We start from the raw sequence: 13,708 nt of genomic DNA, 5'->3' as shown, positions 1-13,708 counted from the left end.
ATCAAAAATGATGAAATAAAAATAAACAAATATTTATTTCAAATCTGATTTTTAGAGAATACTATGCAAAAATCGACCCTCTTATTTGCTTGTATAGGGGTTTTGAAGAAAGTGTCCAATAAATAAGTCGAGAATCGATTAAAATGCGTAAAAACGCATTTTAGAGCCTCTGACGGGTATAAGGCTAAAACGAAATTTTGAGGCAAGATTAAAAGTAAATTTGGGATATGAAAAAAATTAAAATTGATGCAGGAGGTATAAATATGAGTAATATTGAAAAAACAGAAATTTTAAAACTTTTAAAGAAAATAAAAAATAGACAGGATAGGAGAAAGAAAAATGCTTAAAGGAATTTTGTATTGCAGAGTTTCAACTGAGATGCAGGAAGAAAAAGAATCTTTAAAATATCAAATTGAAAAAGGAAAAAATTATTCGAAATCACAAAATATTGAATTGACTAAAATTATCACAGATGTAGAGTCAGGTGGCAGAGATGATAGAGACGGTTTTTTAGAATTGCAAAAAGATATAAAAGCCAGGACTTTTGATGTACTTGTAGTTTATGAAGCTTCCAGGATCTCCAGGAAGATGATTACAATGATCCAGTTTGTATTAGAGTTGCAGGAACAGGATATAAAATTTATTTCAATCTCTCAGCCTGATCTAAATACAACTACCGCCACAGGGATGTTATTTTTTCAAATCCAGGCATCGTTGGCCGAGTATGAAAGGAAACAAATTTCAATCAGGGTAAAGTCAGGGAAATATGAGAGAGCCAAGGTAGGGATGTTTACCGGAGGAACAGCTCCCCTTGGATACGATGTTATCGATAAAAAATTAATACCAAATAAAGATGCTGAATTAGTCAGTGATATTTTCTACTACTATATCAGTTGCCAGTCTATGGCCAAAACTGCGAAGAAGTTTAATAGAAATAATGAATCGATCAGGTGGATTCTTAAAAATGAAACATATATAGGAAAAAAGAAATGGGGACAAAAAGAAAAAAACTTAATGACCCATAAACAGGAAACAAAATTAGATTATGAGGTCTTTGATGGTGAACATGAAGGGATAGTGCCAGAAGAGATATTTGAAAAAGTACAGATAATACTAAAATTAAATACTAAGAGAAGGATTGAATTCTCAACTAGTGGAGCTTTATTTGCCGGATTGATTACGTGTGCCTGTGGAAATAAGATGTATAACTCAACTTTAAGAAATACTAAAAAAAATTATCATTATTATCAGTGTGATAATAAGTGTTGTAAATTAAAGATTCCTAGGAAGAAGTTAGAAACTAAATTATTAAAACAAATATATGCTTTAAAAGAACTAAAGGATTTAAATAATGCCGAAGGTCTTAAAGCTGCCAATTATGTATTAGAGATAGAGAGATTAAGAGTTAAAATATCTAAATCTAAAAACAAGAGAAAAAGAATAACTAGGAGTTATGCCTCCGGCTTAATAGAAGATGAAGACTTTGCCGACCTGGTAAAAGAGATTAAAAATGATATACTTATCTATGAAAATGAAATCAATGAATTAGAAGAGATAAAGGCTAATGAAAAAAACTTAGCTGTAAGAAATGATAATTTAGAATTGTTTATAGATGTTATGGAAAATTTAGAATCTGAAGATATTGATGATGCTAAAAAGATAATGAGGTTTATCATTAACAGGATAGAACTGCGTGATGATAATAAGAAGAATCCACAGTTTGATATATATTTTAATTAAGAAAAGCTCCCAAATTTGGGAGCTTTTTGGTTATCTAAACTGAAGAATAAAATGTTAATGGATTTACTATCCTTTAGAGTTCTTGCTTTTGCTTTCTTCTTCTTCTTCTTTAATTTTTTCTAAAGCGCCATAATCATAAATTTCTACATTATTTAAACCTTCATAAATTTCTTTAATTTCATCATCTTTTAAATTTAAATGCTTAAAAATAATTTCGTCTATTTCTTTACAAACGTTATCACCTTTAGAATTATGTTTAGTTATTTTACGGACAATTTCTGATTCTTTTGATCTTTTCTTTTCATTTACTTTTAAAAGCTTTTTCTCATCGAGTATTAAATTACTAGCTTTTAATGATATATTATTCAAATTTTCAATTTCTTTTAAAATTGGGAATCCTTTATTTTGAAAAGAATAAACCCACTCAAACACATCATTAAAATTATAAATTTTGCCAATATACCATTGAAAAAAGCTAGATTTTAAATACATTAAAAGATCATAAGGGTTATCATCTTTTGGTATTTCTAATATTAAAGCTTCGCAGTCTATTATTAAAGTTAAATCTTTTTCCGCGACAAAACATGCTCCTCTAGGGATTATTAATATTTCTCCTTTTTTTATTTCATTTTTTTTACATTCACAATTGAGGTTACTGATTTTAAAAGTTGGTAAACTTAACCTAGAGTAACTATTTTTTAATCGACCACCTTTTAAAGTGCCTGGGTTGAAGGAAATAATAGAATAATCACCTTCTGAGTTCCCGTTTCTTGGACCATCAGCTATTAAATTTAAAATTTCTTTTGGATGATCATTAAATGTTACTTTTCTAACTTTAAATTTATCATATGGAATTATACTATTTTCTACTTTATACGCTATAGCATATCCTAGTAAATTATTTTTAAGTCTTTTAGAGTGTTCATTGACTTTATGAAGAATTTTTTCTCCTGTTTTTCCAAATTTATAAAACATTTTTTTGGCGACAATAGATTGTATCTCATTAGAAGTACCTTTTCTTATTTCATTTTTATCTAAAATATAAGCAGATCCTTCATAAAGGATTAAATCTCTACCTTCTGGAAGTTTTAAAATAATTGTGCTTGAACCTTTTGTAAAATTAAAATGTGAAAGTTTAAAAATAGGGATATTGCCATCTAAACTTTTTGTGATAAATGTAGATAAGTCATTAGTAAAAGTATCGATGATTTCTTTTTCATTATTTGCTTTATTTAAAATGATTTTAAAATTTATGATACCTATTTCTGAATTACTTAATGCACAGACAGTTTTAGCTAATTGTTCTTTTTGGGAATCAAACCCACAATTATCAATGTCAAAGTCAAATTTTATTTCATTTTTTATTAATAATTCATATCGTTCTTTTGCTGTATCAACAGCAGTAGAAATTCCTTGATTTTTTTCAAAACTTTTTTTTATTAAATCAAAAGTTAATTTTTCATCATCTTCTCTAATAGTAAAATAAAAACTACCTAGTTTTTCACCAGGTTTCCCATGAAAATCTGAATTTTGTATAAATGCAATATTTTCTCTATTTGTTTCTGGTAGAAAATTTTTAATTATTTTTTGTTTTGTTTCTACTTTATTAAACTCTACTGCTTTAAGAAGCGGATCTGAAAGAATCTTTAATCTCGCTTCACCACATTGTTTTAATGTCTCGAAAAAACCAGAACTTGAATCAACATGCGCTCCAATAATTAGTGCATCTTCACCAAATGTTTCATATGTTTTAAGAAAAAATTGTTTTGAATTTAATGGAATAGAATATTTAGGATCACCAAACGTTTCGCGAGCTTTTTCATTATCTAATTCTGTTAAACTTATTAAGTATTCTTCAGCTTTTTCAATTGTAATATTTTTATTAAAAATAACTAAATAATGTATTCCTGGATCAACTTTAATTTCTACACCCATTAAAACCTTAACAGCTGTATAAAGTTTTTTTAATTTTTCAGGTTCTTCACCATAAAAACCATAACTTCTTGCAGTATCGATCATTTCAAGTAATTTTTTTTTCTTTTTATCATATTGGTCAAATCCTTTTACAGAAAAATGATCTGTAAAACATATCAAATCTAGTTCTGCTTCTATAGCTTCTTCTAAAACTTTATCTAATGAATTCTCTGATTTATCACCTTTAAAATCTCTAGATTCTAAAGTGTGAATATGTAAATCGATTTTAAAATTTTTTTTATTCATAACTCCCCCTTGTTTAAATTTATACACTACCTGTAATAATCTTTTATTGTTTATAATAAATTTAATAAAAGATAGTAAAATTTATTTAAGTTAATCATAATTTTTATAAAATACTTTATTTTTGTAAAACAAAAGCTTCCAATTTGGAAGCTTTTAAAATCTAATTATATAAATCCCTTTTGTAGGGGGATAGCGTGGTGCATCAGGGGGGACTTGAACCCCCACAGGAAAACTCCCATAAAGCCCTCAACCTTACGCGTCTACCATTCCGCCACTGATGCTTAACATAGGAAATTATATAGTAAACTCCTACACTTGTCAATTAATTTTTTTAAAAGAGATAAGTGGAATCAACTGGTTAACTCATCTTTCATGAATTTTAACTGAGATATCCTAGTATTATAAATATAATAGAACTTATTCCTGCGTTTAGGAGAGCATAAGGAATTTGAGTCTTCACATGATGTATATGGTCCGATGCTGTTGCCATAGATGACATGATAGTAGTATCAGATATAGGAGAACAGTGGTCTCCCATAATCCCTCCGGATATGGCAGCTCCTACAGCCAGATAGATATTTCCGTCTAGGATTACAGCAGTTTGAAGTGCAATAGGGATCATTATTGCAAATGTACCAAAGGATGTTCCAGTTGCAAAGGCCATTATTCCAGCCAGAATAAATACTATTACTCCTGTAAAGGCAGGATTTATTGAAGCTCCATTTAAAAGGTTGGCTAAATATCTTCCTGTTCCTAAGGCATTTATAGAATTACCGATTGCAAAGGCAAATATCAGTATGGATGAAACAGGGATCATTCCGCCGATACCCTTATAGAAATAATCCATATATTCTTTTAAGCTCATAATACCCTTACCTATATAATATACTCCTGTAAAGATAGTTACTGCAAATATTGCCCAAAATAATGCTGTAGACCCACTTCCCTTAGTTAGATCTCCTCCACCAGTGATATATAGTCCTGTTGGGACCATTATTACTAGGACTAGAATAGGAAGGATCATATGCCACATAGATGGTTTTACTCCCTTCTTTATAGGGAGATGGATAGCTTCTTTTTCGATTACAGGTCTGGCATCATCTGCTAAAACTTTACCATCATGCATAGCTCTGTCTTCAGCTTTTTTCATGGGTCCGAAGTGGTTTCCAGAGATAATAAAGTAGAAAACACTGAGGATAGTTATATATGAATACACCTGATATGGGATACTTTTTATAAGGATGGTTACTGGATTTATATCTATAACTCCTGATGCTACCTGGGCAGCCAAAACTCCTAAGATAGTAGCACCCCATCCATTTAATGGGATTAGTCCGCAGACAGGTGCAGATGTAGAATCACAGATATATGCTAACTTTTCTCTGGAGACCTTGTATTTATCGGCTAGGTCTCTAGTAATGGTTCCGGCTAATAAGATGGTTATACTAGATTCTATAAAAACTACTATTCCTATAAAATATGCCAGAAGCATAGTTCCGCGTCTTGATTTTATTATTCCTTTTTTCTTTGTCAGGTAATCAACGAATCCTTGTACTCCACCGGAGACTTGGATTAAGGTCATAATTCCACCTATTAAAAATACAAATATCAACGTTTTGGTAGCCCAGCCTTCACTAAATACATCTATAATTCCATTTAAACTATGATTTAATGAAGTGATCAGATTCCAGTCTGTTAAGATAAGGTTGCAAAAGACTATCCCTAAAAATAAAGATATTACCACTTGCCCTGTAGTTATAGCCAAAATTATGGTTATAATTGGTGGTATAATACTTAAAATTCCATATTCCATCTTATTCCTCCTAAGTTATTATTATTTACTTAAACAGTGTAACATTAGTTTTTTAGTTGTGAAAGTATCAGTCAATACTAAAAAATGTTCATATGAAACATAAAAAATCCTATATTTATAAAGATGACTATGCTTTATGTTGTTCACGTTTTTTGAATTGCTAATTTTTTTTAAAGATATATAGAAGTGATTTAATCTTTATTTGTTTACCGGCATTAATATATTGTTTAAATATGGTATAATAAGAAATAAAAAATTAAAGGAAGTGATTGAATTGGATAAAGAGATGAGAGAAAAATTAGATAGAAGAGTTGTGGCAATCGGTGAGAAGATGAAAGAGTTAGGTTTTGAGTTAGAAGAAGATATGAAAGAATTAGTTGAGATGAGAAAAGACATAGCTGAATTGATCTTAACAACAAAATTAAAGAAAATTGAATATTTTGTAGAAAAAGATGGAAATGGAGTAGGATTTTATTTAGGTGATTTTCAAATAACATTTTTTGTTGAATACGGAGAAGATGAAGAGGGACCATATTATGAAGCTACTGCAGAGATCTTAGAAGGATAAACTCAGGATATAAGATTTAAATTAAAAGAAAGCAAAAAGTGTCGCGGCGACACTTTTTGCTTTTTTTTAAAATCTATATTTCTATAATTGATTCTTCTAAATTTGATTTCTTTTTTAGAGATTGGAACTCTTTAATTACAAAATATGATGTAATTAAAGCTAGGGTGAAATCTGTAATAGGAACAGCTAACCAAACTCCATTTACACCGTAGTATTTAGGTAAAAAATAGAGGAGCGGAAGCATGAGGATAAACTGACGAATGATATTTATAGCTGTTGTTATTTTGGCTTTTCCAACAGTTTGGAAATAACTACTTCCAATCATATGAAATCCCATAAAGAGGGTCATACTGAAAAATATTTTAGTTGCATTTATTGTCAGTTCGAATAAAGTTTTATCGTTGTTGATAAACGGTGTAATTAACAGATGGGGCAAGAATATAGCTACAAAAAATCCTGTGGCTGAAATGCTCATAGCCACTAAAAGAGATAGCTTATATGTTTCTCTTACTCTTTTAAAGTTTTTAGCACCATGATTATATCCTAAAATAGGCTGACTTCCCTGATATATCCCTACAATAGGCATATACATGAGGACACTGATACTGTTAATTATTCCGTAAGCAGCAATAGCAATATCCCCACCGTAGATATTTAAGTTTTTATTTATAAAGATAACCACGATAGAATTGGACATCTGCATAATAAATGGAGCTATCCCGATACTGGCTATCCCTATAAGGATCTCTTTTTTTAATTTCAAATTTTTTAGTTTTAGTTTTATATTGCTGTTTCCCTTTAAGAAATGTCTGATTTGAAGTATTGCTACAAGTATATTTGAAATAACTGTAGCAATGGCAGCTCCTTTTATTCCCATGCCTAGTGTAAATATAAAGAGTGGGTCCAGTAAAATGTTTAATCCACATCCTATGATACTCATCTTCATGGCAGCTTTTGGATTGCCCTCTCCCCTCATAATATTATTCATTCCTATGAATAATAGTTGAAAGGTAGTAGCGAAAAATATGATAGACATATAATCTTTGGCATAATTGATGTTATTTGCTGTAGCACCAAATAGTAAAAGAATATCATCTAGGAACAATAGGCCAAAAATTGAAAATAAAATACCCATTCCAATAAATAAAGTCAGTGCATTTCCTAATATCTGTTCTGCTTTTTCCTTGTCTTTTTTTCCTAAGTTTATGGAGATAAGGGCTCCTCCTCCGACGCCTATGAATAATCCTGTAGCTAATATAAAGGTGAAAAGCGGCAAGGCTATACTTATTCCGGCAATAGCTAATCTTCCGACACCGAAACTTATAAAAATCCTATCAACGATATTGTATAGGATATAAACTAAAGTTCCTGTGATGGCTGGGATGGAATATTCCCATAAAAGTTTTGATATCTTCTCTGATTCTAGTCTTATGTTTTTCATACACTCTCCTAAATTTTCTTATTATTTGATAATCATTGAATTTTGATCTATCTTTTTCATAACTTTAAATAAGGTGTCAATTTCAGATTCTGATAGATCTTTTAAAATTATTTTTTTCCAGTGGTTGATAATATTTTTTAGATCTGGGATTATTTTTTCTCCATTTTTTGTCAAAAATAATTTTTGTTTTTGTTTATGGTGGAGATCATCTTCTTGGTATAGATAACCGTGTTCAATTAATTTTTTAACTCCCTTAGAGATCAAACTTTTATTTAATTTAGTTAATCTAGAGACTTCATTTTGACATATCCCGTAATTATTACTGAGACAGAGTAAAATAGGGTAATCACTATTGCCTATCTTATATTTTTTTAACTCCTCCCTCATATAATGCTGGTATTGTCTATAGGTTATACTGATATATTTTGAAAGCATAATCTCCTCCTAACTGTTTATGTGTAAACAGTATAGATTAATTTTTTTTAATTGTCAATAGAAATAAAAAATATAAATTATGAATAGAAATTTAACTGTTAAAATTAAAAAAAGTGTCGCCGCGACACTTTCTACTTTTAGTATTTGGGAAGGAGTGCCTCTAAAGGTTATGCTGTGATTAGTTTACGTTGTAGAGATAGAATTTCACGTAAAGGAGACACATAAAAGATTAGTAGACCTTTATATAACCCCTTTTTTCAACTTGATGTATTAAAGAGAAATTAACATCCATTAGAGCTATTTACAGTTTTCATATCACTTTGTGCATGCTCTTTTTCTTATAACTCTTAGTTAAAAAATATAATAATACCTATTTGGATGAGGGGTCACGTTCTTTGATCTTTATTAAAAGACTCTCTGGTTTTATAATCATTTTTTAAAAATTTAAACTCTCTGATTACGAAATATGATGTGATTATAGCTAGGAGAAAATCTGTAATAGGGATAGCTAACCAAACCCCCTTCACCCCATAGTTTTTAGGCAAGAAATGTAGAAGAGGCAGGAGAAGGAAAAATTGACGAATGATGTTTAAGATAATAGTTATTTTAGCTTTTCCTACTGATTGGAAATAACGGCTGCCAATCATATGAAATCCCATAAAGATAGTCATGCTGAAAAATATTTTTGTGGAATTTATTGTCAGCTCATATAAATTTTTATCGTTGTTGATAAATGGTGAGATCAATAGATGGGGGATAAATACAGCTATGATAAATCCTATAGCTGAGATACCAATACCCGCTAGAAGGGAAATTTTATATGCCTCGCTGACCCTTTCAAATTTTTTGGCACCGTAGTTATATCCTAAAATAGGCTGACTTCCTTGATATATTCCTATAATTGGCATGTATCTCAGGACACTGATGCTGTTGATTATTCCGTAGGCGGCAATGGCTATATCGCCTCCATAGATATTTAAATTTTTATTGATAGAAATAAGTATTAGGGAATTGGATATATGCATAATAGATGGTGCTATACCAATATTTGATATACCTAAGAGGATATCTTTTTTTAGTTTTAAATTTTAATTTGATATTACTCTCCCCTATTAAAAAATATCTGAGTTGAAGGTAAAATGCCAAGCTATTTGAAATTAAAGTAGCCATGGCAGCTCCCTTTATTCCCATATCTAATGTGAACATGAAAAATGGATCCAGTAAGATATTTAATCCCCAGCCTATGATACTTATTTTCATGGCAACTTTTGGGTTTCCTTCACCTCTGATAATATAATTTATTCCTATAAAGAGCAATTGAAATGGAATGGCAAAGAAAATAACGGACATATAATCTTTGGCATACATGATGTTGTTAGAGGTAGCTCCAAATAATAAAAGGATATCATCTAAGAATAAGAGACCAAAGGCTGAGAATAAAATACCTGCTATGCTGAATAAAGTAACTGCATTCCCCAATATCAGTTCTGCTTTTTCCTTATTTTTCTCTCCTCAATTTTAATAGGTGAAAATTTACTGCTAATTAAAATAGTGTAAGGTGAAAATTTTAAATTGTCAATAACTCTGTATAAATATATTAAAAACAAAAAAGTGTCGCCGCGACACTTTTTAGAGTTTTAGAAAATGTCTTTGCAGAGTTCAAATAATAAAATTTAGTTATAGATTAAGTTGATCCTGATTTGGAAAGAATATCACGTTCTTTTTTCAGGAAAATATAATCGTAAGAGACATTACCAGAGTATAAATAATTTATATTCTAAACATAGGATTTTTGAGAGAGGTCTCTGACTGAGAAGCAATTTAGAAAAGTATTAAAATTAAGCCTGTCTGGACAGGAGGATAAGTTTCTTTCTAAAATAATAGGGATAGAGAACTATCTATATAAAGGGTGGAATGATATAATAAATTAAATAGATTATATGGAGGGGAAATATGAAAAAATTGTTGTTGTTAGGATCACTTATATCATTGTTTGCTTTTAATAGTGCAGAAGTAAAGGCTGCAAAAAAAGTAGATTTAATAGTTAAAAATGGGATAGTTTTAACTATGAATGGGGAAAAAGAAATATTAGATGATGGTGTAATAGTTGTAAAGGGAAATAGGATAGTGGAGGTAGGGGATAAAAAAATACTGAAAAAATACTCTTCTAAAAAAATTATAGATGCAGATGGAGGGATCATCATGCCTGGGATGATAAATACTCATACCCATGTTTCTATGAGTGTATTCAGAAGTTTAGCAGATGACGTTCCAGACAGATTAAACAGGTATATATTTCCTCTGGAAAACAAGATGGTATCTCAAGAGATGGTTTATACTGGAGCTATTCACGGCTCTATAGAGATGGCCAAAGGCGGAGTTACAACTATGGTGGATATGTATTTATTTGAAGAAAGTGCAGCACAGGCTGTAAAAGAGATTGGTTTGAGGGGGATAATGACACAGAATATCATTAAATATCCTACAGCAGACGGAAAAGATGGAGACGCTAAGGTAAAGATGGCAATAGAATTTGTAGAAAAATATAAAAATGATGAATTGATAACTCCTGGATTTGGACCTCATGCACCTCATACTGTTAAAGAGGAAGATTTAAAAAGGATAAGAGATCTTTCTAAAAAATATAATGTCCCGGTTTCTATGCATGTAGCAGAGACTCAAAAAGAGTTTGACAAATTTAAAACCAAGTATAATATGACCCCTATTGAATACCTGGATTCTATAGGCCTATTGAATGAAAGATTTATAGCAGCACATTCTATTTTTGTAACAGATAGTGATATCGAACTTATGAAAAAAAGAAATATAGGAGTAGCTCATAATATGGTAGCCAATATTAAATCGGCAAAAGGTGTGTCTCCGGCATTGAAGATGTTTGATGATGGAGTTAGAATCGGGCTCGGGACAGATGGCCCTATGAGTGGGAATACACTTGATATAATAGGTCAAATGGGGTATGTGGCAAAATTGCATAAATTAACAAATAAAGATAGATCGGCAATGCCACCATATAAAGTGGTAGAGATGGCTACAATGGGAGGAGCTAAAGCTATCCATAGAGAAGACGAATTAGGTTCTTTGGAGAATGGAAAGCTGGCAGATATAGTAGTTTTAGAAACAAAATCTGTAAATATGCAGCCTATATTTGATCCGTATTCAGTATTGGTATATTCAGCTAACGCTTCTAATGTAGATACGGTAATTGTAAATGGAAAGATGATTGTAGAGGATAAAAAACTATTGACCTATGATGAAGAAAAAAATAGAAAAGCTATTCAGGAATTTTCAAAAAAAGTTAAAAAAATAGCAGAAACTTTATAGATAAAAATTAAATCTACTCCTTTTAGGGGTAGATTTAAATTTAGAGGAGGAGTTAAAATGGAAAAAAATCCAAAAAAGATAGTTGTCAAAGATAAAGGGCAGAATATAAAAAGTATTCAAGAGTACAAATATAATGAATATGGTGATCCGATTTTGTTTAAAAAAACAGATGGCTTGGGAAAGACTTTAATTCACTGGATATATGAATACAGATACGACAAATCTAAAAGGAAGACTATGATGAAAATATCTGATATAGGAGCAGAAAAAGAAACAATAATGGAGTACGAATATTAGAAGGAAAAAATAGATGGAGTATGATATAATATAATAAATTGTTCATATAAAATAGCAGAAGAGGAGATTTATGTGCATTTATTAGATGGAATTATATGTGGAATGATACTTTCATTACCTTTTGGTCCACTAGCTATATATTGCATGGAAAAGACACTATCTGAAGGAAGGTATAAAGGCTTTATATCCTCTTTGGGAATGATAACAGTAGATGTTTTTTACGGGCTTATTGCATTGTTTGGATTTAGATATGTAGAAGGTTTATTACGTGACTATCAAATAGAAATAAAAATAGTATCTGGAATATTGATATTAGGATTGGGATATAAAATTTTTAAAAATAGAAAAGAGATAAAAAATATTGTAGAAGAAGATCACTTTGGTTATATAAGGTCTTACATAACAACTATTTTAGTGGCATTTGCTAATCCCCTTTCGATCTTTACTTTTATAGGTCTTTTTGCAATTTTAGGTGTATCTACAGATGTAAAACACATTAGTTTAAAAATTGCTTTGGGAATACTTATCGGTGGAGGAACCCAGTGGTTCGGAATAACAGGAGCATTATCTCATTATAGAAAAAAAATAACATTTAAAACTTTAGAAACGTTGAGGCATTATGCCAGTGTAATAATTATGTTAGGCGGAGTGGCAATCACTCTGTCATCATTTATAAAAAACTAAGATATAGCTTTTTCCTATAATCTTAAAAAAGGAGTAGTGAAATGGTAAAAAATTTAGATTCATACTTAAAGTATGATCCAAAGAACGAAAATGTAACAATAGCAGTAGCAATGAGTGGAGGAGTAGATTCTTCAACAGTAGCTTACCTGTTAAAAAAACAAGGATACAAAGTTTTTGGAATCACAATGGAGGTCTGGACCAGTGGATCAGCATGCAGTACTAATATAGACTTAAGTGATGCAAAAAAAGTATGTGACGATCTGGGAATAGAACATCATATGATTCATTTAGGAGATGAATTCAAAGACATAGTAGTAGACAGTTTTGTAAACGACTATATGGAAGGAAGAACTCCTAATCCATGCATGGTGTGTAATAGATACATCAAGTTTGGAAGGCTGGTAGAACTAGCATTATCTCATGGAGCAGATTTTATAGCTACCGGGCATTATGCTAAGATAGAAAATGGGCTGTTGAAAATAGGTGACGATCCAAATAAAGACCAGGTATATTTCCTGTCTCAAATGAGAAAAGAAAATATAAAAAAATTAATGTTTCCAATAGGAGATCTTGAGAAACCTCAGGTAAGAGAATTAGCTGAGTTATTAAATATCAGAGTGTATGCAAAAAAAGACAGTCAGGAAATATGTTTTGTAGAGGATGGTAAATTAGGAGAATTCTTAAATGAGCTGACAGATGGTAAAGCCACATCTGAAGGAGACATTGTAACAACAGATGGAAAGGTAATAGGTAAACATAGAGGAGTTAGTTTTTACACTATTGGGCAGAGAAAAGGGTTGGGAATCAGTTACCCGACACCACTTTATGTTATTCAGATAGATAGCAAAAAAAATCGTTTGATAGTTGGAAATAATGAAGAATTATTCAGTACATATTTGATAGCCAATAAAATAAATCTTTTAGGATGTGAAACGATAGAAGAATTAAAAAATATGAAATTAAAAGCAAAGACTAGATCTAGAGATAAATTTCATCCTTGCAGTGTAAAGGTTTTAGAGAATGATAAGATAAAGATAGATTTCACTGAGGAGAAGGTTAGAGCCATAACTCCAGGACAAGGTGTAGTACTTTATAATTATAGTGGCGAAGTAATGGCCAGTGGATTTATAGTTAAATAAAAGAATCAAAAAAATAAAAATTATTTGAA

11 protein-coding genes, 1 tRNA gene and 1 pseudogene are annotated in these 13,708 nt (G+C 30.6%); 6 read left to right on the top strand and 7 right to left on the bottom strand.

The window, feature by feature from the left end; all coding sequences use genetic code 11:
- Positions 1 to 339: 339 nt before the first annotated feature.
- Positions 340 to 1,740: a recombinase family protein gene (locus NRK67_00460; GenBank protein UUV17344.1), complete on the top strand. Its 1,401-nt coding sequence runs from the start codon at positions 340 to 342 to the stop codon at positions 1,738 to 1,740.
- Between the two features lie 66 nt (positions 1,741 to 1,806).
- Here the strand turns inward: NRK67_00460 and NRK67_00455 are convergent, their stop codons facing one another.
- The 3 genes from NRK67_00455 to NRK67_00445 form a co-directional block, all read right to left on the bottom strand.
- Positions 1,807 to 3,960: a PHP domain-containing protein gene (locus NRK67_00455; protein ID UUV17343.1), complete on the bottom strand. Its 2,154-nt coding sequence runs from the start codon at positions 3,958 to 3,960 to the stop codon at positions 1,807 to 1,809.
- A gap of 195 nt (positions 3,961 to 4,155) precedes the next feature.
- Positions 4,156 to 4,241: transfer RNA gene (locus tag NRK67_00450), tRNA-Leu, on the bottom strand.
- Between the two features lie 98 nt (positions 4,242 to 4,339).
- Positions 4,340 to 5,773 carry a sodium:proton antiporter gene (locus NRK67_00445; GenBank protein UUV17342.1) on the bottom strand — a complete coding sequence of 478 codons (1,434 nt, stop codon included), beginning with the start codon at positions 5,771 to 5,773 and terminating at the stop codon, positions 4,340 to 4,342.
- 223 nt (positions 5,774 to 5,996) lie between these two features.
- On the opposite strand from NRK67_00445, the gene NRK67_00440 reads away from it, so the two are divergent.
- The gene (locus NRK67_00440; protein ID UUV17341.1) at positions 5,997 to 6,341 is read left to right on the top strand and encodes a hypothetical protein; all 345 of its coding nucleotides are present in this window, start codon (positions 5,997 to 5,999) and stop codon (positions 6,339 to 6,341) included.
- A gap of 73 nt (positions 6,342 to 6,414) precedes the next feature.
- On the opposite strand, the gene NRK67_00435 is transcribed toward NRK67_00440, so the two are convergent.
- From NRK67_00435 to NRK67_00420, 4 genes and pseudogenes are all read right to left on the bottom strand, one after another.
- Positions 6,415 to 7,782: an MATE family efflux transporter gene (locus NRK67_00435; GenBank protein UUV17340.1), complete on the bottom strand. Its 1,368-nt coding sequence runs from the start codon at positions 7,780 to 7,782 to the stop codon at positions 6,415 to 6,417.
- A gap of 21 nt (positions 7,783 to 7,803) precedes the next feature.
- Entirely contained in the window at positions 7,804 to 8,217 is a 414-nt protein-coding gene (locus NRK67_00430; protein ID UUV17339.1) for a MarR family winged helix-turn-helix transcriptional regulator, read from the bottom strand.
- Positions 8,218 to 8,603: 386 nt separating this feature from the next.
- Positions 8,604 to 9,242, bottom strand: coding sequence for an MATE family efflux transporter (locus tag NRK67_00425; protein UUV17338.1), 639 nt, complete (start codon positions 9,240 to 9,242; stop codon positions 8,604 to 8,606).
- Positions 9,202 to 9,711: pseudogene (locus NRK67_00420) on the bottom strand (MATE family efflux transporter). Before NRK67_00420 ends, NRK67_00425 begins: the two are co-directional and overlap by 41 nt.
- A gap of 459 nt (positions 9,712 to 10,170) precedes the next feature.
- Here NRK67_00420 and NRK67_00415 point away from each other — a divergent pair.
- The 4 genes from NRK67_00415 to mnmA all read left to right on the top strand — a co-directional run bounded on the left by NRK67_00415 (position 10,171) and on the right by mnmA (position 13,679).
- Positions 10,171 to 11,559, top strand: coding sequence for an amidohydrolase (locus NRK67_00415; protein UUV17337.1), 1,389 nt, complete (start codon positions 10,171 to 10,173; stop codon positions 11,557 to 11,559).
- 57 nt (positions 11,560 to 11,616) lie between these two features.
- Entirely contained in the window at positions 11,617 to 11,856 is a 240-nt protein-coding gene (locus tag NRK67_00410; protein ID UUV17336.1) for a hypothetical protein, read from the top strand.
- Positions 11,857 to 11,928: 72 nt separating this feature from the next.
- On the top strand, positions 11,929 to 12,540 hold the full coding sequence (locus tag NRK67_00405) for a LysE family translocator (GenBank protein UUV17335.1): 612 nt from the start codon (positions 11,929 to 11,931) through the stop codon (positions 12,538 to 12,540).
- Between the two features lie 41 nt (positions 12,541 to 12,581).
- Positions 12,582 to 13,679: a tRNA 2-thiouridine(34) synthase MnmA gene (gene mnmA, locus NRK67_00400; GenBank protein ID UUV17334.1), complete on the top strand. Its 1,098-nt coding sequence runs from the start codon at positions 12,582 to 12,584 to the stop codon at positions 13,677 to 13,679.
- The last annotated feature ends 29 nt before the right edge of the window (positions 13,680 to 13,708 follow it).

This window comes from Fusobacteria bacterium ZRK30, assembly GCA_024628785.1.
Lineage (GTDB): Bacteria > Fusobacteriota > Fusobacteriia > Fusobacteriales > Fusobacteriaceae > Psychrilyobacter.
Note: the sequence above shows the minus strand (reverse complement) of the source record. Positions and strands in the feature narration are given on the sequence as shown.

Coding starts and splice junctions, on each gene's coding strand:
- mnmA (UUV17334.1), top strand. CDS start 12,582: ATGGTAAAAAATTTAGATTCATACTTAAAGTATGATCCAAAGAACGAA.
- NRK67_00435 (UUV17340.1), bottom strand. CDS start 7,782: ATGAAAAACATAAGACTAGAATCAGAGAAGATATCAAAACTTTTATGG.
- NRK67_00445 (UUV17342.1), bottom strand. CDS start 5,773: ATGGAATATGGAATTTTAAGTATTATACCACCAATTATAACCATAATT.
- NRK67_00430 (UUV17339.1), bottom strand. CDS start 8,217: ATGCTTTCAAAATATATCAGTATAACCTATAGACAATACCAGCATTAT.
- NRK67_00410 (UUV17336.1), top strand. CDS start 11,617: ATGGAAAAAAATCCAAAAAAGATAGTTGTCAAAGATAAAGGGCAGAAT.
- NRK67_00460 (UUV17344.1), top strand. CDS start 340: ATGCTTAAAGGAATTTTGTATTGCAGAGTTTCAACTGAGATGCAGGAA.
- NRK67_00455 (UUV17343.1), bottom strand. CDS start 3,960: ATGAATAAAAAAAATTTTAAAATCGATTTACATATTCACACTTTAGAA.
- NRK67_00415 (UUV17337.1), top strand. CDS start 10,171: ATGAAAAAATTGTTGTTGTTAGGATCACTTATATCATTGTTTGCTTTT.
- NRK67_00425 (UUV17338.1), bottom strand. CDS start 9,242: ATGCATATATCCAATTCCCTAATACTTATTTCTATCAATAAAAATTTA.